This is a genomic window from Candidatus Zinderia endosymbiont of Aphrophora alni (assembly GCF_964019745.1).
In the GTDB taxonomy this organism is placed as follows: Bacteria; Pseudomonadota; Gammaproteobacteria; order Burkholderiales; family Burkholderiaceae.
In genome coordinates, this window is sequence record NZ_OZ026462.1 from 129,441 (window position 1) to 154,960 (window position 25,520).

10 protein-coding genes, 1 tRNA gene and 3 rRNA genes are annotated in these 25,520 nt (G+C 17.1%); 9 read left to right on the forward strand and 5 right to left on the reverse strand.

The genetic code is table 11. The features are described 5' to 3' along the window. Positions 1 to 2: 2 nt before the first annotated feature. The 5 genes from lipB (at position 3) to rrf (ending at position 18,966) form a co-directional block, all read left to right on the forward strand. The gene (gene lipB / locus AACL00_RS00690; protein ID WP_339045104.1) at positions 3 to 641 is read left to right on the forward strand and encodes a lipoyl(octanoyl) transferase LipB; all 639 of its coding nucleotides are present in this window, start codon (positions 3 to 5) and stop codon (positions 639 to 641) included. Between the two features lie 8 nt (positions 642 to 649). Continuing rightward, positions 650 to 1,528, forward strand: a complete 879-nt coding sequence (lipA, locus tag AACL00_RS00695) for a lipoyl synthase (RefSeq protein WP_339045105.1) — start codon at positions 650 to 652, stop codon at positions 1,526 to 1,528. Between the two features lie 12,651 nt (positions 1,529 to 14,179). Beyond that, positions 14,180 to 15,723, forward strand: a 16S ribosomal RNA gene (locus AACL00_RS00700). Between the two features lie 132 nt (positions 15,724 to 15,855). After that, a 23S ribosomal RNA gene (locus AACL00_RS00705) occupies positions 15,856 to 18,762 on the forward strand. Positions 18,763 to 18,853: 91 nt separating this feature from the next. Continuing rightward, positions 18,854 to 18,966: ribosomal RNA gene (gene rrf / locus AACL00_RS00710) — 5S ribosomal RNA — on the forward strand. Together the 16S, 23S and 5S rRNA genes form the textbook arrangement of a ribosomal RNA operon. A 22-nt stretch (positions 18,967 to 18,988) precedes the next feature. On the opposite strand, the gene infA is transcribed toward rrf, so the two are convergent. Genes infA through AACL00_RS00730 form a run of 4 tightly spaced genes read right to left on the reverse strand, consistent with a single transcriptional unit; the run spans position 18,989 to position 20,846 of the window. After that, positions 18,989 to 19,213 (reverse strand): translation initiation factor IF-1, encoded by a 225-nt coding sequence (gene infA / locus AACL00_RS00715; RefSeq protein ID WP_339045106.1) that lies wholly within the window; start codon positions 19,211 to 19,213, stop codon positions 18,989 to 18,991. A gap of 10 nt (positions 19,214 to 19,223) precedes the next feature. Then, complete coding sequence (locus tag AACL00_RS00720) at positions 19,224 to 19,835, reverse strand: riboflavin synthase (RefSeq protein WP_339045107.1); 612 nt, start codon at positions 19,833 to 19,835, stop codon at positions 19,224 to 19,226. A gap of 23 nt (positions 19,836 to 19,858) precedes the next feature. Next, positions 19,859 to 20,236: a Holliday junction resolvase RuvX gene (gene ruvX, locus AACL00_RS00725; protein ID WP_339045108.1), complete on the reverse strand. Its 378-nt coding sequence runs from the start codon at positions 20,234 to 20,236 to the stop codon at positions 19,859 to 19,861. Next, positions 20,226 to 20,846, reverse strand: coding sequence for a YqgE/AlgH family protein (locus tag AACL00_RS00730; protein WP_339045109.1), 621 nt, complete (start codon positions 20,844 to 20,846; stop codon positions 20,226 to 20,228). The genes ruvX and AACL00_RS00730 overlap by 11 nt, the downstream gene beginning before the upstream one ends. A gap of 147 nt (positions 20,847 to 20,993) precedes the next feature. On the opposite strand from AACL00_RS00730, the gene AACL00_RS00735 reads away from it, so the two are divergent. Beyond that, the gene (locus AACL00_RS00735; RefSeq protein ID WP_339045110.1) at positions 20,994 to 21,653 is read left to right on the forward strand and encodes a TIGR00730 family Rossman fold protein; all 660 of its coding nucleotides are present in this window, start codon (positions 20,994 to 20,996) and stop codon (positions 21,651 to 21,653) included. Between the two features lie 4 nt (positions 21,654 to 21,657). Here the strand turns inward: AACL00_RS00735 and AACL00_RS00740 are convergent. Continuing rightward, a tRNA-Lys gene (locus tag AACL00_RS00740) sits at positions 21,658 to 21,730 on the reverse strand. A 206-nt stretch (positions 21,731 to 21,936) separates the two neighbouring features. Between AACL00_RS00740 and glyA the strand changes: the two genes are divergently transcribed. Genes glyA through hslU form a run of 3 tightly spaced genes read left to right on the forward strand, consistent with a single transcriptional unit; the run spans position 21,937 to position 25,133 of the window. After that, positions 21,937 to 23,172, forward strand: coding sequence for a serine hydroxymethyltransferase (gene glyA, locus AACL00_RS00745; protein WP_339045111.1), 1,236 nt, complete (start codon positions 21,937 to 21,939; stop codon positions 23,170 to 23,172). Between the two features lie 52 nt (positions 23,173 to 23,224). Further along, on the forward strand, positions 23,225 to 23,761 hold the full coding sequence (hslV, locus tag AACL00_RS00750) for an ATP-dependent protease subunit HslV (protein WP_339045112.1): 537 nt from the start codon (positions 23,225 to 23,227) through the stop codon (positions 23,759 to 23,761). 10 nt (positions 23,762 to 23,771) lie between these two features. Continuing rightward, positions 23,772 to 25,133, forward strand: a complete 1,362-nt coding sequence (hslU, locus tag AACL00_RS00755; protein ID WP_339045113.1) for an ATP-dependent protease ATPase subunit HslU — start codon at positions 23,772 to 23,774, stop codon at positions 25,131 to 25,133. Positions 25,134 to 25,520 lie beyond the last annotated feature (387 nt).

Below are 25,520 nucleotides of genomic sequence, written 5' to 3' on the forward strand. Positions count from 1 at the left end.
ATATGTTTAATATAAATATAATTGATAAAGGTAAAGAAGATTATAAAATAACATTTAAAAAAATGATTAATTTTATTAAAAAAAGAAATAAAAATACTATTAATGAAATATGGATTGTTGAACATAATCCATGTTTTACATTAGGTTTAAATGCAAATATAAAAAATATTATTAATGCACATAATATTCCAATTATTAAAACAGATAGAGGAGGAGATGTAACTTATCATGGACCAGGTCAAATAGTAATTTACTTTTTATTAAATTTATTTAAAAAAATTATTAAAAATAAATTTTATTTATTTAAATTTATTAATATTTTAGAAAATTCTATTATTGATACATTAAAAATGTATAACATAAATAGTAAAAAAAAAAAAAAACCTGGAATTTATATAAGTAATGGTTTTTGGAAAAATGCAAAAATTGCTTTTTTAGGTTTAAAAATAACTAAAAAATATTATACATATCATGGTATTTCTTTAAATATAAATATGAATTTAAAACCTTTTGAATATATTTATCCATGTGGATGTAAAAATATTAAAATTGTAGATATAAAAACTTTAAATTCTAAAATTTCTAAAAAAAATATAAAAAAAAATTTTATTAAAAAAATAATTTATTATTTAAATAAATAAATTATATTATGAATAATAATAAAAAAATAATTAAAAAACCTAAATGGTTAAAAATAAAAACAAATTTTGAAAATAAAAATTTTTTTTCAATGAAAAAAATTTTAAAAATAAATAAAATTATTACTGTATGTGAAGAAGCTGCTTGTCCAAATATTATAAAATGTTTTACAAAAGGTATTGCTACATTTATGATAATGGGAAATAAATGTACTAGAAAATGTTTTTTTTGTAATATTAAAAATGGAAAACCAACAAAAATTGATATTAATGAACCAAAAAATATAGCAAATATAATTTTAAAATTAAAACTTGATTATGTTGTTATTACTAGTGTTACTAGAGATGATTTAAAAGATGGAGGTGCTGAACAATTTGCTAAATGTATAAAAAATATACGTAAAATATCTCCTAAAACTAAAATAGAAATTTTAGTACCTGATTTTAAAAAAAAAAATAATTTAGCTATTAAAATTTTAAGTAAAAATTTACCAGATGTTATAAATCATAATATTGAAACTACTTATAGATTATATAAAAAAATTAAACCAGGAGGAAATTATTTTAATTCATTAAAATTATTAAAAAAAATAAAATTAAATTTTCCTAATTTATTAACAAAATCTGGATTAATAATAGGTTTAGGTGAAACTGATGAAGAAATTTTAAATACAATATATGATATTAAAAAAAATAATGTTGATATTTTAACTATTGGACAATATTTAATGCCAACAAAAAAACATATTCCAGTTCATAGATATATAAAAAAAATAAAATTTAAAAAATTTAAAAAAGAAGCTTATAAATTAGGTTTTAAAACTGTTATATCAGGACCTTTAGTAAGATCTAGTTATAAAGCTAATAAAATTTTTAAAAAAAAAAAATAAAATATTTTTTTAAAAATATAAATTTATTGACTTTTGCAGAAAAAAAGTATATTTTATAAAAATACTCTTTAAAAATTTTTTTTTAAAAAAAAATTTTCTTTTAAAAAAAAAAAAAATATTTTTATATATAAATTATATTTAGAAAATAAATTTTTAATTAAAGATTATTTAAAATTAAATTTAAATTAATAAATTATATTTAGAAAATAAATTTTTAATTAAAGATTATTTAAAATTAAATTTAAATTAATAAATTATATTTAGAAAATAAATTTTTAATTAAAGATTATTTAAAATTAAATTTAAATTAATAAATTATATTTAGAAAATAAATTTTTAATTAAAGATTATTTAAAATTAAATTTAAATTAATAAATTATATTTAGAAAATAAATTTTTAATTAAAGATTATTTAAAATTAAATTTAAATTAATAAATTATATTTAGAAAATAAATTTTTAATTAAAGATTATTTAAAATTAAATTTAAATTAATAAATTATATTTAGAAAATAAATTTTTAATTAAAGATTATTTAAAATTAAATTTAAATTAATAAATTATATTTAGAAAATAAATTTTTAATTAAAGATTATTTAAAATTAAATTTAAATTAATAAATTATACAAATAATATTTATTAATATTTTATTTAAATTTAATTATTTTTATAATAAATATAAAAATATTATTTAAATAAATTATTTTAATAATTATTATTAATTAATATTTAATTAAATTAGTTATTAAATAATGTTTTATTAAATTAATTTTATAACTATTAGATTAGTTTTATAACTATTGGATTAGTTTTATAACGAGTTAAATTATTAAATAATATTTTATTAGATTAACTTTATAACAAATTAAGTTATTAAATAATGTTTTATTAGATTAGTTTTATAACTATTAGATTAGTTTTATAACGAGTTAAATTATTAAATAATATTTTATTAGATTAGTTTTATAACAAATTAAGTTATTAAATAATGTTTTATTAGATTAGTTTTATAACAAATTAAGTTATTAAATAATGTTTTATTAGATTAATTTTATAACTATTAGATTAGTTTTATAACGAGTTAAATTATTAAATAATGTTTTATTAGATTAGTTTTATAACAAATTAAGTTATTAAATAATGTTTTATTAGATTAGTTTTATAACAAATTAAGTTATTAAATAATGTTTTATTAGATTAGTTTTATAACAAATTAAGTTATTAAATAATGTTTTATTAGATTAGCTTTATAACAAATTAAGTTATTAAATAATGTTTTATTAGATTAGTTTTATAACAAATTAAGTTATTAAATAATGTTTTATTAGATTAATTTTATAACTATTAGATTAGTTTTATAATGAGTTAAATTATTAAATAATGTTTTATTAGATTAGTTTTATAACAAATTAAGTTATTAAATAATGTTTTATTAGATTAGCTTTATAACAAATTAAGTTATTAAATAATGTTTTATTAGATTAGTTTTATAACAAATTAAGTTATTAAATAATGTTTTATTAGATTAGTTTTATAACAAATTAAGTTATTAAATAATGTTTTATTAGATTAGTTTTATAACAAATTAAGTTATTAAATAATGTTTTATTAGATTAATTTTATAACTATTAGATTAGTTTTATAATGAGTTAAATTATTAAATAATGTTTTATTAGATTAGTTTTATAACAAATTAAGTTATTAAATAATGTTTTATTAGATTAGCTTTATAACAAATTAAGTTATTAAATAATGTTTTATTAGATTAGTTTTATAACAAATTAAGTTATTAAATAATGTTTTATTAGATTAGTTTTATAACAAATTAAGTTATTAAATAATGTTTTATTAGATTAATTTTATAACTATTAGATTAGTTTTATAATGAGTTAAATTATTAAATAATGTTTTATTAGATTAGTTTTATAACAAATTAAGTTATTAAATAATGTTTTATTAGATTAGTTTTATAACAAATTAAGTTATTAAATAATGTTTTATTAGATTAGTTTTATAACAAATTAAGTTATTAAATAATGTTTTATTAGATTAGTTTTATAACAAATTAAGTTATTAAATAATGTTTTATTAGATTAATTTTATAACTATTAGATTAGTTTTATAATGAGTTAAATTATTAAATAATGTTTTATTAGATTAGTTTTATAACAAATTAAGTTATTAAATAATGTTTTATTAGATTAGTTTTATAACAAATTAAGTTATTAAATAATGTTTTATTAGATTAGTTTTATAACAAATTAAGTTATTAAATAATGTTTTATTAGATTAATTTTATAACTATTAGATTAGTTTTATAACGAGTTAAATTATTAAATAATGTTTTATTAGATTAGTTTTATAACAAATTAAGTTATTAAATAATGTTTTATTAGATTAGTTTTATAACAAATTAAGTTATTAAATAATGTTTTATTAGATTAATTTTATAACTATTAGATTAGTTTTATAATGAGTTAAATTATTAAATAATGTTTTATTAGATTAGTTTTATAACAAATTAAGTTATTAAATAATGTTTTATTAGATTAGTTTTATAACAAATTAAGTTATTAAATAATGTTTTATTAGATTAGCTTTATAACAAATTAAGTTATTAAATAATGTTTTATTAGATTAGTTTTATAACAAATTAAGTTATTAAATAATGTTTTATTAGATTAGTTTTATAACAAATTAAGTTATTAAATAATGTTTTATTAGATTAATTTTATAACTATTAGATTAGTTTTATAACGAGTTAAATTATTAAATAATGTTTTATTAGATTAGTTTTATAACAAATTAAGTTATTAAATAATGTTTTATTAGATTAGTTTTATAACAAATTAAGTTATTAAATAATGTTTTATTAGATTAGTTTTATAACAAATTAAGTTATTAAATAATGTTTTATTAGATTAGTTTTATAACAAATTAAGTTATTAAATAATGTTTTATTAGATTAATTTTATAACTATTAGATTAGTTTTATAATGAGTTAAATTATTAAATAATGTTTTATTAGATTAGTTTTATAACAAATTAAGTTATTAAATAATGTTTTATTAGATTAGCTTTATAACAAATTAAGTTATTAAATAATGTTTTATTAGATTAGTTTTATAACAAATTAAGTTATTAAATAATGTTTTATTAGATTAATTTTATAACTATTAGATTAGTTTTATAATGAGTTAAATTATTAAATAATGTTTTATTAGATTAGTTTTATAACAAATTAAGTTATTAAATAATGTTTTATTAGATTAGTTTTATAACAAATTAAGTTATTAAATAATGTTTTATTAGATTAGTTTTATAACAAATTAAGTTATTAAATAATGTTTTATTAGATTAATTTTATAACTATTAGATTAGTTTTATAATGAGTTAAATTATTAAATAATGTTTTATTAGATTAGTTTTATAACAAATTAAGTTATTAAATAATGTTTTATTAGATTAGCTTTATAACAAATTAAGTTATTAAATAATGTTTTATTAGATTAGTTTTATAATAAATTAAGTTATTAAATAATGTTTTATTAGATTAGTTTTATAACAAATTAAGTTATTAAATAATGTTTTATTAGATTAATTTTATAACTATTAGATTAGTTTTATAACGAGTTAAATTATTAAATAATGTTTTATTAGATTAGTTTTATAACAAATTAAGTTATTAAATAATGTTTTATTAGATTAGTTTTATAACAAATAAAGTTATTAAATAATGTTTTATTAGATTAGTTTTATAACAAATTAAGTTATTAAATAATGTTTTATTAGATTAGTTTTATAACAAATTAAGTTATTAAATAATGTTTTATTAGATTAATTTTATAACTATTAGATTAGTTTTATAACGAGTTAAATTATTAAATAATGTTTTATTAGATTAGTTTTATAACAAATTAAGTTATTAAATAATGTTTTATTAGATTAGCTTTATAACAAATTAAGTTATTAAATAATGTTTTATTAGATTAGTTTTATAACAAATTAAGTTATTAAATAATGTTTTATTAGATTAGTTTTATAACAAATTAAGTTATTAAATAATGTTTTATTAGATTAATTTTATAACGAGTTAAATTATTAAATAATGTTTTATTAGATTAGTTTTATAACAAATTAAGTTATTAAATAATGTTTTATTAGATTAGTTTTATAACAAATTAAGTTATTAAATAATGTTTTATTAGATTAATTTTATAACTATTAGATTAGTTTTATAACGAGTTAAATTATTAAATAATGTTTTATTAGATTAGTTTTATAACAAATTAAGTTATTAAATAATGTTTTATTAGATTAGTTTTATAACAAATTAAGTTATTAAATAATGTTTTATTAGATTAATTTTATAACTATTAGATTAGTTTTATAATGAGTTAAATTATTAAATAATGTTTTATTAGATTAGTTTTATAACAAATTAAGTTATTAAATAATGTTTTATTAGATTAGCTTTATAACAAATTAAGTTATTAAATAATGTTTTATTAGATTAGTTTTATAACAAATTAAGTTATTAAATAATGTTTTATTAGATTAGTTTTATAACAAATTAAGTTATTAAATAATGTTTTATTAGATTAATTTTATAACTATTAGATTAGTTTTATAACGAGTTAAATTATTAAATAATGTTTTATTAGATTAGTTTTATAACAAATTAAGTTATTAAATAATGTTTTATTAGATTAGTTTTATAACAAATTAAGTTATTAAATAATGTTTTATTAGATTAATTTTATAACTATTAGATTAGTTTTATAACGAGTTAAATTATTAAATAATGTTTTATTAGATTAGTTTTATAACAAATTAAGTTATTAAATAATGTTTTATTAGATTAGTTTTATAACAAATAAAGTTATTAAATAATGTTTTATTAGATTAGTTTTATAACAAATTAAGTTATTAAATAATGTTTTATTAGATTAGTTTTATAACAAATTAAGTTATTAAATAATGTTTTATTAGATTAGTTTTATAACAAATAAAGTTATTAAATAATGTTTTATTAGATTAGTTTTATAACAAATTAAGTTATTAAATAATGTTTTATTAGATTAGTTTTATAACAAATTAAGTTATTAAATAATGTTTTATTAGATTAATTTTATAACTATTAGATTAGTTTTATAACAAATTAAGTTATTAAATAATGTTTTATTAGATTAGCTTTATAACAAATTAAGTTATTAAATAATGTTTTATTAGATTAGTTTTATAACAAATTAAGTTATTAAATAATGTTTTATTAGATTAGTTTTATAACAAATTAAGTTATTAAATAATGTTTTATTAGATTAGTTTTATAACAAATTAAGTTATTAAATAATGTTTTATTAGATTAATTTTATAACTATTAGATTAGTTTTATAACAAATTAAGTTATTAAATAATGTTTTATTAGATTAGCTTTATAACAAATTAAGTTATTAAATAATGTTTTATTAGATTAGTTTTATAACAAATTAAGTTATTAAATAATGTTTTATTAGATTAGCTTTATAACAAATTAAGTTATTAAATAATGTTTTATTAGATTAGTTTTATAACAAATTAAGTTATTAAATAATGTTTTATTAGATTAGTTTTATAACAAATTAAGTTATTAAATAATGTTTTATTAGATTAATTTTATAACTATTAGATTAGTTTTATAACGAGTTAAATTATTAAATAATGTTTTATTAGATTAGTTTTATAACAAATTAAGTTATTAAATAATGTTTTATTAGATTAGTTTTATAACAAATAAAGTTATTAAATAATGTTTTATTAGATTAGTTTTATAACAAATTAAGTTATTAAATAATGTTTTATTAGATTAATTTTATAACTATTAGATTAGTTTTATAACGAGTTAAATTATTAAATAATGTTTTATTAGATTAGTTTTATAACAAATTAAGTTATTAAATAATGTTTTATTAGATTAGCTTTATAACAAATTAAGTTATTAAATAATGTTTTATTAGATTAGTTTTATAACAAATTAAGTTATTAAATAATGTTTTATTAGATTAGTTTTATAACAAATTAAGTTATTAAATAATGTTTTATTAGATTAATTTTATAACTATTAGATTAGTTTTATAACGAGTTAAATTATTAAATAATGTTTTATTAGATTAGTTTTATAACAAATTAAGTTATTAAATAATGTTTTATTAGATTAGTTTTATAACAAATAAAGTTATTAAATAATGTTTTATTAGATTAGTTTTATAACAAATTAAGTTATTAAATAATGTTTTATTAGATTAATTTTATAACTATTAGATTAGTTTTATAACGAGTTAAATTATTAAATAATGTTTTATTAGATTAGTTTTATAACAAATTAAGTTATTAAATAATGTTTTATTAGATTAGCTTTATAACAAATTAAGTTATTAAATAATGTTTTATTAGATTAGTTTTATAACAAATTAAGTTATTAAATAATGTTTTATTAGATTAGTTTTATAACAAATTAAGTTATTAAATAATGTTTTATTAGATTAATTTTATAACGAGTTAAATTATTAAATAATGTTTTATTAGATTAGTTTTATAACAAATTAAGTTATTAAATAATGTTTTATTAGATTAGTTTTATAACAAATTAAGTTATTAAATAATGTTTTATTAGATTAATTTTATAACTATTAGATTAGTTTTATAACGAGTTAAATTATTAAATAATGTTTTATTAGATTAGTTTTATAACAAATTAAGTTATTAAATAATGTTTTATTAGATTAGTTTTATAACAAATTAAGTTATTAAATAATGTTTTATTAGATTAATTTTATAACTATTAGATTAGTTTTATAATGAGTTAAATTATTAAATAATGTTTTATTAGATTAGTTTTATAACAAATTAAGTTATTAAATAATGTTTTATTAGATTAGCTTTATAACAAATTAAGTTATTAAATAATGTTTTATTAGATTAGTTTTATAACAAATTAAGTTATTAAATAATGTTTTATTAGATTAGTTTTATAACAAATTAAGTTATTAAATAATGTTTTATTAGATTAATTTTATAACTATTAGATTAGTTTTATAACGAGTTAAATTATTAAATAATGTTTTATTAGATTAGTTTTATAACAAATTAAGTTATTAAATAATGTTTTATTAGATTAGTTTTATAACAAATAAAGTTATTAAATAATGTTTTATTAGATTAGTTTTATAACAAATTAAGTTATTAAATAATGTTTTATTAGATTAGTTTTATAACAAATTAAGTTATTAAATAATGTTTTATTAGATTAGTTTTATAACAAATAAAGTTATTAAATAATGTTTTATTAGATTAGTTTTATAACAAATTAAGTTATTAAATAATGTTTTATTAGATTAGTTTTATAACAAATTAAGTTATTAAATAATGTTTTATTAGATTAATTTTATAACTATTAGATTAGTTTTATAACAAATTAAGTTATTAAATAATGTTTTATTAGATTAGCTTTATAACAAATTAAGTTATTAAATAATGTTTTATTAGATTAGTTTTATAACAAATTAAGTTATTAAATAATGTTTTATTAGATTAGTTTTATAACAAATTAAGTTATTAAATAATGTTTTATTAGATTAATTTTATAACGAGTTAAATTATTAAATAATGTTTTATTAGATTAGTTTTATAACAAATTAAGTTATTAAATAATGTTTTATTAGATTAGTTTTATAACAAATTAAGTTATTAAATAATGTTTTATTAGATTAATTTTATAACTATTAGATTAGTTTTATAACGAGTTAAATTATTAAATAATGTTTTATTAGATTAGTTTTATAACAAATTAAGTTATTAAATAATGTTTTATTAGATTAGTTTTATAACAAATTAAGTTATTAAATAATGTTTTATTAGATTAATTTTATAACTATTAGATTAGTTTTATAATGAGTTAAATTATTAAATAATGTTTTATTAGATTAGTTTTATAACAAATTAAGTTATTAAATAATGTTTTATTAGATTAGCTTTATAACAAATTAAGTTATTAAATAATGTTTTATTAGATTAGTTTTATAACAAATTAAGTTATTAAATAATGTTTTATTAGATTAGTTTTATAACAAATTAAGTTATTAAATAATGTTTTATTAGATTAATTTTATAACTATTAGATTAGTTTTATAACGAGTTAAATTATTAAATAATGTTTTATTAGATTAGTTTTATAACAAATTAAGTTATTAAATAATGTTTTATTAGATTAGTTTTATAACAAATAAAGTTATTAAATAATGTTTTATTAGATTAGTTTTATAACAAATTAAGTTATTAAATAATGTTTTATTAGATTAGTTTTATAACAAATTAAGTTATTAAATAATGTTTTATTAGATTAGTTTTATAACTATTAGATTAGTTTTATAACGAGTTAAATTATTAAATAATGTTTTATTAGATTAGTTTTATAACAAATTAAGTTATTAAATAATGTTTTATTAGATTAGCTTTATAACAAATTAAGTTATTAAATAATGTTTTATTAGATTAGTTTTATAACAAATTAAGTTATTAAATAATGTTTTATTAGATTAGTTTTATAACAAATTAAGTTATTAAATAATGTTTTATTAGATTAATTTTATAACTATTAGATTAGTTTTATAACGAGTTAAATTATTAAATAATGTTTTATTAGATTAGTTTTATAACAAATTAAGTTATTAAATAATGTTTTATTAGATTAGTTTTATAACAAATAAAGTTATTAAATAATGTTTTATTAAATTAATTTTATAATAAATTAAGTTATTAATTATTTTTATAATAAACATAAAAATATTATTTAAATAAATTAATTTAATAATTATTATTAAATAATATTTAAATTAATTAATTTTACAATAAGTTATTAATTATTTTTAATATTAAAAATAAAAAGATTATAATATAAATATTAATATTTTAATAAATTTATATAAATAAATTATTAGTTATTTTTATAAAAATATTAAAAAATAATTATTAATTTATTAATTTATTAATTTATTAATTTATTAATTTATTAATTTATTAATTTATTAATTTATTAATTTATTAATTTATTAATTTATTAATTTATTAATTTATTAATTTATTAATTTAATATCATTAATAAGATATAATAAATTAATATTTTTATTAATTTTTGTTTATATAAATAAAATATATATAAATTTATATATATAAATTGTTAATTATTTTTATTATAGTATTAAAAAATAATTAATAATTTATTAATTTAATATTTTAATAAAACTTAATGAATAAATATTATTATTAATTTTTAAATTTATTTTTTTTATATAGATAAAATATATATAAATTTATATAGGTAAATTGTTAATTATTTTTATTATAGTATTAAAAAATAATTAATAATTTATTAATTTAATATTTTAATAAAACTTAATGAACAAATATTATTATTAATTTTTAAATTTATTTTTTTTATATAGATAAAATATATATAAATTTATATAGGTAAATTGTTAATTATTTTTATTATAGTATTAAAAAATAATTAATAATTTATTAATTTAATATTTTAATAAAACTTAATGAACAAATATTATTATTAATTTTTAAATTTATTTTTTTTATATAGATAAAATATATATAAATTTATATAGGTAAATTGTTAATTATTTTTATTATAGTATTAAAAAATAATTAATAATTTATTAATTTAATATTTTAATAAAACTTAATGAACAAATATTATTATTAATTTTTAAATTTATTTTTTTTATATAGATAAAATATATATAAATTTATATAGGTAAATTGTTAATTATTTTTATTATAGTATTAAAAAATAATTAATAATTTATTAATTTAATATTTTAATAAAACTTAATGAACAAATATTATTATTAATTTTTAAATTTATTTTTTTTATATAGATAAAATATATATAAATTTATATAGGTAAATTGTTAATTATTTTTATTATAGTATTAAAAAATAATTAATAATTTATTAATTTAATATTTTAATAAAACTTAATGAACAAATATTATTATTAATTTTTAAATTTATTTTTTTTATATAGATAAAATATATATAAATTTATATAGGTAAATTGTTAATTATTTTTATTATAGTATTAAAAAATAATTAATAATTTATTAATTTAATATTTTAATAAAACTTAATAAACAAATATTATTATTAATTTTTAAATTTATTTTTTTTATATAGATAAAATATATATAAATTTATATAGGTAAATTGTTAATTATTTTTATTATAGTATTAAAAAATAATTAATAATTTATTAATTTAATATTTTAATAAAACTTAATGAACAAATATTATTATTAATTTTTAAATTTATTTTTTTTATATAGATAAAATATATATAAATTTATATAGGTAAATTGTTAATTATTTTTATTATAGTATTAAAAAATAATTAATAATTTATTAATTTATTAATTTAATATTTTAATAAAACTTAATGAACAAATATTATTATTAATTTTTAAATTTATTTTTTTTATATAGATAAAATATATATAAATTTATATAGGTAAATTGTTAATTATTTTTATTATAGTATTAAAAAATAATTAATAATTTATTAATTTAATATTTTAATAAAACTTAATGAACAAATATTATTATTAATTTTTAAATTTATTTTTTTTATATAGATAAAATATATATAAATTTATATAGGTAAATTGTTAATTATTTTTATTATAGTATTAAAAAATAATTAATAATTTATTAATTTATTAATTTAATATTTTAATAAAACTTAATGAACAAATATTATTATTAATTTTTAAATTTATTTTTTTTATATAGATAAAATATATATAAATTTATATAGGTAAATTGTTAATTATTTTTATTATAGTATTAAAAAATAATTAATAATTTATTAATTTAATATTTTAATAAAACTTAATGAACAAATATTATTATTAATTTTTAAATTTATTTTTTTTATATAGATAAAATATATATAAATTTATATAGGTAAATTGTTAATTATTTTTATTATAGTATTAAAAGATAATTAATAATTTAATAATTTATTAATTTAATATTTTAATAAAACTTAATGAACAAATATTATTATTAATTTTTAAATTTATTTTTTTTATATAGATAAAATATATATAAATTTATATAGGTAAATTGTTAATTATTTTTATTATAGTATTAAAAAATAATTAATAATTTATTAATTTAATATTTTAATAAAACTTAATGAACAAATATTATTATTAATTTTTAAATTTATTTTTTTTATATAGATAAAATATATATAAATTTATATAGGTAAATTGTTAATTATTTTTATTATAGTATTAAAAAATAATTAATAATTTATTAATTTATTAATTTAATATTTTAATAAAACTTAATGAACAAATATTATTATTAATTTTTAAATTTATTTTTTTTATATAGATAAAATATATATAAATTTATATAGGTAAATTGTTAATTATTTTTATTATAGTATTAAAAAATAATTAATAATTTATTAATTTAATATTTTAATAAAACTTAATGAACAAATATTATTATTAATTTTTAAATTTATTTTTTTTATATAGATAAAATATATATAAATTTATATAGGTAAATTGTTAATTATTTTTATTATAGTATTAAAAAATAATTAATAATTTATTAATTTATTAATTTAATATTTTAATAAAACTTAATGAACAAATATTATTATTAATTTTTAAATTTATTTTTTTTATATAGATAAAATATATATAAATTTATATAGGTAAATTGTTAATTATTTTTATTATAGTATTAAAAAATAATTAATAATTTATTAATTTAATATTTTAATAAAACTTAATGAACAAATATTATTATTAATTTTTAAATTTATTTTTTTTATATAGATAAAATATATATAAATTTATATAGGTAAATTGTTAATTATTTTTATTATAGTATTAAAAAATAATTAATAATTTATTAATTTATTAATTTATTAATTTAATATTTTAATAAAACTTAATGAACAAATATTATTATTAATTTTTAAATTTATTTTTTTTATATAGATAAAATATATATAAATTTATATAGATAAATTGTTAATTATTTTTATTATAGTATTAAAAAATAATTAATAATTTATTAATTTATTAATTTAATATTTTATTAAAATTTAATAAATAAATATTTTTATTTATATAAATAAAATATATATTTTTTTAATTAAAAATTTTAATAAATTATTAATTATTTAAAATTATTTAAAATTATTTAAAATTATTTAAAATTATTTAAAATTATTTAAAATTATTTAAAATTATTTAAAATTATTTAAAATTATTTAAAAAAATATTAAAAATTTTTTTAAATATTGTTTACTTTTTAAATAAAATATAATATAATATATTAAAAGAATATTTTATATTTATATAAAAAAAATTATATAATTTAATTTAAAAAAAATTATTTTAATTTTTTGAAAATAATAATATATTGATAATAAAAATTATATTAAAAATTATATATAATATTTAATTATATTATATTAATTTAATTAATTTTTAAATATAAATTTTATTTTTATTAAAAGTTTTTTTGTTTTTGTAAAATTTTTATAAGTATTTAAAATAAATTATAAGTTATTTTTTTAAAATTAAAGAGTTTGATCCTGGCTCAGATTGAACGCTGGCGGTATGCTTTACACATGCAAGTCGAACGGCATCACGAAAATGTTTTTTGTTTTTGGTGGCAAGTGGCGAACGGGTGAGTAATATATCGGAACGTACCTTAAAGTGGGGGATAACTAATTGAAAAATTAGCTAATACCGCATAATATCTAAGGATTAAAGTAGGGGATCGAAAGACCTTATGCTTTTTGAGCGGCCGATATCTGATTAGCTAGTTGGTAAGGTAAAAGCTTACCAAGGCAATGATCAGTAGCTGGTCTGAGAGGATGATCAGCCACACTGGAACTGAGATACGGTCCAGACTCTTACGGGAGGCAGCAGTGGGGAATTTTGGACAATGGGAGAAATCCTGATCCAGCAATACCGCGTGAGTGAAGAAGGCCTTAGGGTTGTAAAACTCTTTTGTCAGGGAAGAAATAATTTTAACTAATATTTAAAATGGATGACGGTACCTGAAGAATAAGCACCGGCTAACTACGTGCCAGCAGCCGCGGTAATACGTAGGGTGCTAGCGTTAATCGGAATTACTGGGCGTAAAGAGTGCGCAGGCGGTTATATAAGATAGATGTGAAATCCCTAGGCTTAACCAAGGAACTACATTTATGACTGTATAGCTAGAGTGTATTAGAGAGGGGTAGAATTTTATATGTAGCAGTGAAATGCGTAGATATATAAAGGAATACCAAAGGCGAAGGCAGCCCCTTGGGATAACACTGACGCTCATGCACGAAAGCGTGGGGAGCAAACAGGATTAGATACCCTGGTAGTCCACGCCCTAAACGATGTCTACTAGTTGTTGGATTTTTATTGATTCAGTAATGTAGCTAACGCGTCAAGTAGACCGCCTGGGGAGTACGGTCGCAAGATTAAAACTCAAAGGAATTGACGGGGACCCGCACAAGCGGTGGATGATGTGGATTAATTCGATGCAACGCGAAAAACCTTACCTACTCTTGACATGTTTAGAATTTTAAAGAAATTTAAAAGTGCTTGAAAAAGAACTAAAACACAGGTGCTGCATGGCTGTCGTCAGCTCGTGTCGTGAGATGTTGGGTTAAGTCCCGCAACGAGCGCAACCCTTATTATTAATTGCTACGTTAAGAGCACTTTAATAAAACTGCCGGTGACAAACCGGAGGAAGGTGAGGATGACGTCAAGTCCTCATGGCCCTTATGAGTAGGGCTTCACACGTCATACAATGGTACATACAGATGGCAGCAAATTTGCAAAGAAGAGCTAATCCAAAAAGTGTATCGTAGTCCGGATTGTAGTCTGCAACTCGACTGCATGAAGATGGAATCGCTAGTAATCGCGGATCAGCATGTCGCGGTGAATACGTTCTCGGGTCTTGTACACACCGCCCGTCACACCATGGAAGCGAGTTTTGCCAGAAGTAATTAACTTAACCTAAAAAAAAAGGATGGCGATTACTACGGCAGGATTCGTGACTGGGGTGAAGTCGTAACAAGGTAGCCGTATCGGAAGGTGCGGCTGGATTACCTCCTTTTAGAGGAACATAAAATTAAATATTTATATTTATTATTATTTTATTTTTTACTAAATAGAGTAAGATTTTTTTGAGAAACAAAATATATTAAAAAAATATATTAATTTTTAAGATTTATTTAATATTATAGAGAATAAAAAAATTAAGTGCATATGATGAATGCTTTGGCAATTACAGGCGATGAAGGACGTAGTAGCTTGCGATAAGCTGCGGATAACTAGCAAACAAGTATCGACCCGCAGATTTCCGAATGGGAAAACCTGACTTTTTAAAAGTCATTATTTATTGAATATATAGATAAATAAAGCTAACGCAGTGAACTGAAACATCTAAGTAACTGTAGGAAAAGAAATCAAATGAGATTCCCTTAGTAGTGGCGAGCGAAATGGGAAAAGCTTATAAAATATAATATAATTTATAGTAGAATGAAATGGAAAATTCAACTATAACAGGTGATAGTCCTTTATATTAAATAAATTATATAAAACTAAATTTATATATAAGTAGGGCGAGACACGTGAAATCTTGTCTGAATATAGGGGGACCATCCTCTAAAGCTAAATACTCGTAATTGACCGATAGTGAACAAGTACCGTGAGGGAAAAGTGAAAAGAACCCCTGAAGGGGAGTGAAATAGATCCTGAAATCATATGCATACAAACAGTAGGAGCTTTTTAATATAATTTTTATATTTTTAATAGTAACTGCGTACCTTTTGTATAATGGGTCAGCGAGTTATATTCAATGGCAAGCTTAACTTTTATAAGGTAGGCGTAGAGAAATCGAGTTTTAATAGAGCGTTTAGTCTTTGGATATAGACCCGAAACCAAGTGATCTACTTATGGCCAGGTTGAAGGTAAATTAAAATTTATTGGAGGACCGAACCCACTAATGTTGAAAAATTAGGGGATGAGCTGTGAGTAGGGGTGAAAGGCCAATCAAACTTGGAGATAGCTGGTTCTCTCCGAAAACTATTTAGGTAGTGCCTTAAGTATTCACTACCGGGGGTAGAGCACTGTTATGGCTAGGGGATTGTTAAAATTTACTAAACCATTGCAAACTCCGAATACCGGTAAGTGTTAGCTTAGGAGACAGACGTCGGGTGCTAACGTCCGGCGTCGAGAGGGAAACAACCCAGATCATCAGCTAAGGTCCCTAAAATTAGCTAAGTGGAAAACGTAGTGAAAAGTCTAAAACAATCAGGAGGTTGGCTTAGAAGCAGCCATCCTTTAAAGAAAGCGTAAAAGCTCACTGATCTAGTCATTTTGCGCGGAAAATGTAACGGGGCTAAAGCTAATTACCGAAGCTATGAATATTTTTTAAAAAAAATATAGTAGGAGAGCGTTCTGTAAGCTTGAGAAGGTTTTTTGTGAAAAAAACTGGAAGTATCAGAAGTGCGAATGCTGACATAAGTAACGATAATGATGGTGAAAATCCTTCACGCCGAAAATCTAAGGTTTCCTGTTCAACGTTCATCGAAACAGGGTTAGTCGGTTCCTAAGGTGAGGCAGAAATGCGTAATCGATGGAAAAAAGGTTAATATTCCTATACCTTTAATATATGCGATGAAGAGACGAATTGCTAAAAATTGTCCAAGTGTTGGAAATCTTGGTTTTTATATTTAAGAAGTTTATTAGGAAAATCCGATAATATAATTCAAAAATATGAAACGAATATTTTTATAAAGCAATTAAATAGTAGTTCCAAGAAAATCTTCTAAGCTTCAGTATATTAAAGGCCGTACCGTAAACCAACACAGGTGGATGAGAAGAATATTCTAAGGCGCTTGAGAGAACTCAGGAGAAGGAACTCGGCAAATTAATACTGTAACTTAGGGAGAAGGTATGCCTTTATTAGTTAATAATTTTATACTTCTTAAAAAACAAAAAAAGGTTGCAAAAAAATGGTAGCTGCGACTGTTTAATAAAAACATAGCACTCTGCTAACACGTAAGTGGATGTATAGGGTGTGACGCCTGCCCGGTGCTGGAAGATTAAATGATAAAGTGAAAGCTTTTGAGTGAAGTCCCAGTAAACGGCGGCCGTAACTATAACGGTCCTAAGGTAGCGAAATTCCTTGTCGGGTAAGTTCCGACCTGCACGAATGGCGTAACGATGGCTACACTGTCTCCTCCTGAGACTCAGTGAAATTGAAATGTTTGTGAAGATGCAAACTACCCGCGGCTAGACGGAAAGACCCCATGAACCTTTACTGTAGCTTTGTATTGATTTTTAAATAATTTTGTGTAGGATAGGTGGGAGACTATGAAATAAAAACGCCAGTTTTTATTGAGTCGTTGTTGAAATACCACCCTTTTTTATTTGAAATTCTAACTTTAATCCGTTATCCGGATTAAGAACAGTGCATGGTAGGCAGTTTGACTGGGGCGGTCTCCTCCTAAAGAGTAACGGAGGAGCTCAAAGGTACGCTAAGTACGGTCGGAAATCGTACTGATAGTGCAATGGCAAAAGCGTGCTTAACTGCGAGACTGACTAGTCGAGCAGATACGAAAGTAGGACATAGTGATCCGATGGTTCTGTATGGAATGGCCATCGCTCAACGAATAAAAGGTACTCTGGGGATAACAGGCTAATTCCCCCCAAGAGTTCATATCGACGGGGGAGTTTGGCACCTCGATGTCGGCTCATCACATCCTGGGGCTGTAGTAGGTCCCAAGGGTATGGCTGTTCGCCATTTAAAGTGGTACGTGAGCTGGGTTTAAAACGTCGTGAGACAGTTTGGTCCCTATCTACCGTGGGCGTTGGAAATTTGAAGGGAGCTGCTTCTAGTACGAGAGGACCGAAGTGGACGAACCTCTAGTGTATCGGTTGTCACGCCAGTGGCATAGCCGAGTAGCCATGTTCGGAAAAGATAACTGCTGAAAGCATATAAGCGGGAAGCTTACCCTAAGATTAGATTTCCCAAAAAATTTTTTTTCTAAAGGGTTGTTCTAGACTAGAACGTTGATAGGTCAGATGTGTAAGCATAGTAATATGTTTAGCTAACTGATACTAATTTACCCGTGAGACTTATTATTCTATGATATTTTTATTTTAAATAAAAAAAAATTTTATTTTTAAATTTTATATAAATTTAAAAATAAAATTTTTAAAATTATTATTTTAATTAGCCTGATAATCATAGCGAATTGGAACCACTCTTTACCATTCCGAACAAGAAAGTGAAACGATTTTGCGCCGATGATAGTACTATAACTAGTGTGAAAGTAGGTAATTATCAGGTTAAAAAAATAATTTTAAAAAAATTATTTTTTCAAATGTCTAAATGTTATTCTACCTTTATTTAAATCATATGGTGAAATTTCTAAAGTAACTTTATCACCTGGTAAAATTCTAATATGATTTAAACGTATTTTACCAGATGTATAAGCAATTAATTCATGACCATTTTTTAAAATAACTTTAAATTTTGAATCAGGTAAAATTTTTTTAATAATTCCTTTAATTTCCAATAATTCTTCTTTAATCATATTTTTATATTTAAAATATTATTTTTTTATAATATATTATATTTTCTATATATTTAGAAAAAAAATCCACTTCTATATTAACATTATCATTAATTTTCATATGTTTAAATATTGTATTATTCATAGTATATGGTATAATATTTAAATTTATATAATTTTTTTTTTTAATATTAAAAATTTTATTAATTGTTAATGAAACACCATTTATAGCAATTGATCCTTTATATATTATATAATTTTTAATAAAATTAGGTATTTTTATAATAAATTTATATGATTCATTAATATTTTGTATATTTTTGATTTTTCCTATATCATCTATATGACCACTTAATAAGTGTCCATTTATTTTTTTATTTATTGTTAATGCTTCTTCTAAATTAATTTTTTCAAATTTATTAAATATTTTAATTTTTTTTAAAGTTTCTTTAGATATATTTATATTAAAAGAAATATTATTTTTTTTAAATATTGTTGTACAAACACCATTAATTGAAATTGAATCTCCTAATTTAATGTTTTTAATAAATATTTTTTGTGCTTCAATATTAATATTAATATTTTTATTTTTTTTTTTAATTTTTGTTATAATACCAATATTATTTATTATTCCAGTAAACATTTTTAATTTAATAAATTATTTTTTTATATATTATAAAAATATTGTTGAAGAATTAAAGAAGCTGATTTTGAATCTTTTTTTTTTTTTTTTTTTATTATTATAGAAGAGTAATTTTCATTTATTTTTTTAATTTTTAATTTAAAATGTAAAAAAAGTTTTTTAGAAAAATTTATACAATATTTGTATATATTACTTTTAATGTAAGGTATTCCTATAATAAAATAATTTGGTTTCCAAGTTTTTATAATTAATTTTATTTTTTTAAATGTTTTTTTTATATTACAATTTTTAATTGTTAATAGTGGTCTTGATTTTTTTATTAAAGTATTACCTATTGCAATTCCAATATTTTTTAAACCTATGTCAAAAGCTATTATAATTTTAATATTTTTATATTTCATCGTAAACATTACTCAAAAATATTTTTTTTATTCCTAATGTAGATAATAATTTTTTATATCGTTTTTTAACAGGAGTCTTAAAAAGAAGATCTTCATCTTCTCTCATTAATATCCATGCTACTTTATTACTAATTTCTCTTTCTAATTGTCCTGGTCCCCATTTTAAATACCCAAAAGTTATTATTAAATTTTCAATTTTTAAATTATTATGTTTATATTTTTCAACAAAAGTATCGTATTCTAAAAAAATAATTTTTTTTTTTATTTTTAAAGTTTTAGGATTTTTTTTTTTTTTAGTATATAAAATAAAACTTTTTTCAGTTTTAACAATTCCTCCAAACATAATAAAATTGTTAATAGATTTTAAATTAGCAAAAATTTTATCTTTTTCTTCTTGTTTAAAGTTATTTAATAATATTTCTATGTTTATATTTGTTATTTTATTTATAATAATTCCTAATGCTCCATCTTTATCATGTTTATATATATAAATAACAGCATCATTAAAAATATGATCTTCCATAAAAGGCATAGATACTAAAAAAAAATTATTTAATTTTGATTTATAATTTAATATTATTTTTTTATTAGAGTTTTTTTTTTTATTCATAAATTTATTTATTAAAATTATTTTTTATTAAAAATATTTTTTATTAAAAATATTATATATATAATATATATTATATATATTTATAAAAGGTAAATTAATATAAATTGTATAAATAGTATTTTATAAAAATTATTAAATATTTTTAATATGTTTAAATTATTAATTAATAATTTTTTTAAAAAATATGTAAATGATATTTACTATTTAATAAATTTAATTTTAGATTTTTTAAAATCTAAATTTAACTTATTAAATTTAAAATTTGTTATATCTATTTTTGGATCTTCTAGAATTAAAAAAAATAATTTATATTATCTTACATGTTTAAAATTATCAAAATTATTAGTTAATTCTGGTTTTAAAATTTTTACTGGTGGTGGTTTAGGAATTATGGAAGCTGCAAATAAAGGTGCTTTTAATTTAAAAAAAATATCTTCTATAGGTTTAAATTTTGAATTTTTAAATAATATAAAAAATAATTTTCAAAATATGTCTATAGATTATAATTTTTTATTTATGAGAAAAAATTCTTTTTATAAATATTCAAAAGCTTATATTATTTTTCCAGGAGGATTAGGAACTATAGATGAATTTACAGAAATTTTAAATTTATTACAAATGAATATGATACGTAAAGTTCCTGTTATTTTAGTTGGTAGTAGTTTTTGGTCTGGATTTATAGATTGGATGAATAATATAATGATTAAAAATAATTTTATAAATACTAAAGATTTAAAATTATTTAAAATAATTGATGAACCTATTAAGATTTTAAATTTTATTAAAAATTTTTATAAAAAAAAATAATTTTTGGGCTGTGTGGGATTTGAACCCACGACAAACGGATTAAAAGTCCGCTGCTCTACCAACTGAGCTAACAACCCTTTTTATATATATTATATATATTATATATATTATATATATTATATATATTATATATATTATATATATTATATATATTATATATATTATATATATTATATATATTATATATATTATATATATAAACTTTTTTATATTATAATATATATATTATATATATAATTTATATTTATAACAATTATTTTTAAAAGAAATAAATTTAAAATATATGATAAAAAAAAAAATTAAATATATAGATCCTAAAATTTGGCAATTAATAAAAAAAGAAGAAAAAAGACAAGAAGAAAATATTGAATTAATTGCTTCAGAAAATTATATTTCTCAAGCTTCTATGTATGCACAAGGTAGTAAATTAACTAATAAATATGCTGAAGGTTACCCAAATAAACGTTATTATGCAGGATGTAAATTTGTTGATAAAATTGAAAAATTAGCAATAAATCGTTTAAAAAAACTTTTTGGTGCTGAATCTGCAAATGTACAACCTCATTCTGGTTCTCAAGCAAATCAAGGAGTTTTTTTTTCTATACTTAATGCTGGTGATTTAATATTAGGAATGTCTTTAAATTCTGGTGGACATTTAACACATGGTATGAAATTAAATGTATCAGGTAAATTATTTAATGTTATTTCATATGGATTAGATAAAAATCAAAAAATTGATTATGAATATATAGAAAAAATTGTTTATGAAAAAAAACCTAAATTAATAATTGCTGGTGCTTCATCATATTCTTTACATATTGATTTTTCTTTTTTTTCTTATATTGCTAAAAAAAATAAATCTTATCTTTTAGTTGATATGTCACATTATGCTGGATTAGTTGCTGCAGGATTATATCCAAATCCTATACCATATGCAGATTTTGTTACTTCTACAACACATAAATCTTTAAGAGGTCCTAGAGGTGGTATTATTTTAATGAAATCTAAATATAAAAAAAAAATTAATTCAGCAATTTTCCCAGGTATTCAAGGTGGGCCTTTAATGCATATTATAGCAGCTAAAGCTGTATCTTTTAAAGAAGCATTATCTTTAAATTTTATTTTATATCAAAAACAAGTAATTAAAAATTCTATTCTTCTTTCAGAAATTTTAAAAAAACGTAATTTTAAAATTATATCAAAAACTACAAAATCTCATTTAATATTAATAGATTTAAAAAATAAAAATATTACTGGTAAAGAAGCTGAAAATATTTTAAGTAGTGTTAATATAATTTGTAATAAAAATGTTATTCCTAATGATAAAAAAAATGCCAGAATTACTTCTGGTATAAGATTAGGAACTTTAGCTATAACAACAAGAGGGTTTAAAGAAAAAGAAATTATAATAATTGGTAATTTGATTGCTGATGCAATTTTGTTTAGGAAAAATATTTTTTTTTTAAAAAAAATTAAAAAAAAAGTTAAAAATTTAATAAAATTTTTTCCTATATATTAGATATACATTTATATAATTATAAATTTTTAATTTATTATTATTTTTTAAAATTATGAAAAAGTTACATGGTACTACTATTTTATCTGTTAAATGTGCTAAAAAAGTATCAATGGGTGGTGATGGACAAGTTACTTTAGGTAATATTATAATTAAAAATTCTACTCGTAAAATATATAAGATATATAATAAAAAAATTTTAGTAGGTTTAGCTGGTAGTACTGCTGATGCATTTACTTTATTAGATTTATTTGAATTTAAAATTAATAAAAATTTAGGAAATTTAATAAAATCTTCTGTTGAATTAGCAAAAGATTGGCGTACTAATAATAATCTTAGAAGATTAGAAGCTATGTTATTAGTAGCAGATATAAATAATATATTAATAATTACTGGTAATGGTGAAGTTTTACAACCTTCTAATGATATTGGAGCTATTGGTTCTGGAGGAATTTTTGCTCAATCAGCAGCAATTGCTTTAAAAAATAATACAAATTTATCGTCTGCAGAAATTGTTAAAAAATCTTTAATTATAGCTAGCGAATTGTGTATTTATACAAATTCTAATTATATTATTAAAACTATAAAATAATTTTAAAAATATGAATATAGTTCCTAAGAAAATGCTTTTAGAGTTAGATAAAAGAGTTATTGGTCAAAAAAATGCTAAAAAAGCTATTGTTATAGCTATTTATAATAGGTATTCTAGATTAAAAATTAAAGAACCTTTAAGAAGTGAAATTATTCCTAAAAATGTGTTAATGATTGGTCCTACAGGTGTTGGAAAAACAGAAATTGCTAGAAATATTGCAAAAATAACAAATTCTCCTTTTATAAAAGTTGAAATCACAAAATATACTGAAGTAGGGTATGTTGGAAAAGATGTAGAAAGTATTATTAAAGAACTTTTAGAAGTTGGGATAAAACAAGAAAAAGAATTAGAAATAAAAAAAAAAAAAAAAATTGCATTAGATATAGTAGAAGAAAAAATAGTAAATCTTTTAATGATTTCAGAAAATTTTAAAATAGATTTTTTTGAAGAGCATGAAAAAAAATTTCTTTTAAAAATTTGTAAAAATACTTTTATTTATAATAAAGTAATAAAATTTTTTTTAAAAAAAAAAGTTAGAGAAAAAAAATTTCATGATAAATTTATAAAAATGGAAGTTTTAGAAACCAATGATCAAATGGAAATTTTATTACCATTTAGTAATAATAACATTGTTAAAGAAATTAAGACTGTATTTTCTAATTTTAAAGATAGTTATGTAAAAAAAGATATTAAAATTAAAGATATATTTAAATCTTTATTAGATGAAGAAATAAAAAAATTATTAGATTTTAAAAAAATAAATTTAAAAGCTATTGCAAGAGTTGAGCAAAAAGGAATAGTATTTTTAGATGAAATAGATAAAATTATATCTAAATCATATAATAATATTGATGTTTCTAGATTTGGTGTACAAAGAGATTTATTATCTTTAGTAGAAGGTACTATAGTAAATACAAAATATGGTACAGTAAAAACTGATTTTATTTTATTTATTGCTTCTGGAGCTTTTCATTTTTCAGAACCTTCTGATTTAATCCCAGAATTACAAGGTCGTTTTCCTATTAAAGTTAAATTAGAACATTTAACAAGAAAAGATTTTGTAAAAATTTTAACTGTTAAAGAAAATTCTTTAATTAAACAGTATAAAGCTATATTAAAAGTTGAAGGTATAAAAGCAAATTTTACTCTTGATGGAATAAAAAAAATAGCTAATATTGCTTTTTTAATAAATGAAAAAACTGAAAATATAGGAGCACGTTGTTTATTTACTGTTATGGAGAAATTGTTAGAAAAAATTTTATTTTCTATTTCAAATTTTAAAGAAAAAAATGTATTAATTGATAAATTTTTTGTAAAAAAATGTTTAAAAAAATTAATTATTTTTGAAGATTTATCTAAAAATATAATTTAATTTTTAAAAATTTTTAAATAAAATTATAGATTTTTTAAAAATTTAATTTTTTTATTAATTTTTTATTTTTATATTATAAATAATTTATAAAAATTTTTAATAAATATATTATGTAATGTTTTTAATAATTTCGTTTTTTATTTTTTAAAAATTAATAATAAATTTATAATTAAAAATTATTAAATAATAAATTATTTTTATTTATTAAAAATTTTAATAAAATAAATAATTTTTAATATTTATATAATATATATTATTTTTTATTTATTTTATTTATATTTATTTTAATATTTTTAAAATAATTATTAATAATTATAAAAATTTTTTTTTTAAAAAATAAAAATATTTTAATATTTTAAAATAATAATAAAAATATATAATATTTTT

Bases quoted from the DNA above. Each gene is read 5' to 3' on its own strand.
- lipB (WP_339045104.1), top strand. From the start codon at position 3: ATGTTTAATATAAATATAATTGATAAAGGTAAAGAAGATTATAAAATA.
- lipA (WP_339045105.1), top strand. From the start codon at position 650: ATGAATAATAATAAAAAAATAATTAAAAAACCTAAATGGTTAAAAATA.
- infA (WP_339045106.1), bottom strand. From the start codon at position 19,213: ATGATTAAAGAAGAATTATTGGAAATTAAAGGAATTATTAAAAAAATT.
- AACL00_RS00720 (WP_339045107.1), bottom strand. From the start codon at position 19,835: ATGTTTACTGGAATAATAAATAATATTGGTATTATAACAAAAATTAAA.
- ruvX (WP_339045108.1), bottom strand. From the start codon at position 20,236: ATGAAATATAAAAATATTAAAATTATAATAGCTTTTGACATAGGTTTA.
- AACL00_RS00730 (WP_339045109.1), bottom strand. From the start codon at position 20,846: ATGAATAAAAAAAAAAACTCTAATAAAAAAATAATATTAAATTATAAA.
- AACL00_RS00735 (WP_339045110.1), top strand. From the start codon at position 20,994: ATGTTTAAATTATTAATTAATAATTTTTTTAAAAAATATGTAAATGAT.
- glyA (WP_339045111.1), top strand. From the start codon at position 21,937: ATGATAAAAAAAAAAATTAAATATATAGATCCTAAAATTTGGCAATTA.
- hslV (WP_339045112.1), top strand. From the start codon at position 23,225: ATGAAAAAGTTACATGGTACTACTATTTTATCTGTTAAATGTGCTAAA.
- hslU (WP_339045113.1), top strand. From the start codon at position 23,772: ATGAATATAGTTCCTAAGAAAATGCTTTTAGAGTTAGATAAAAGAGTT.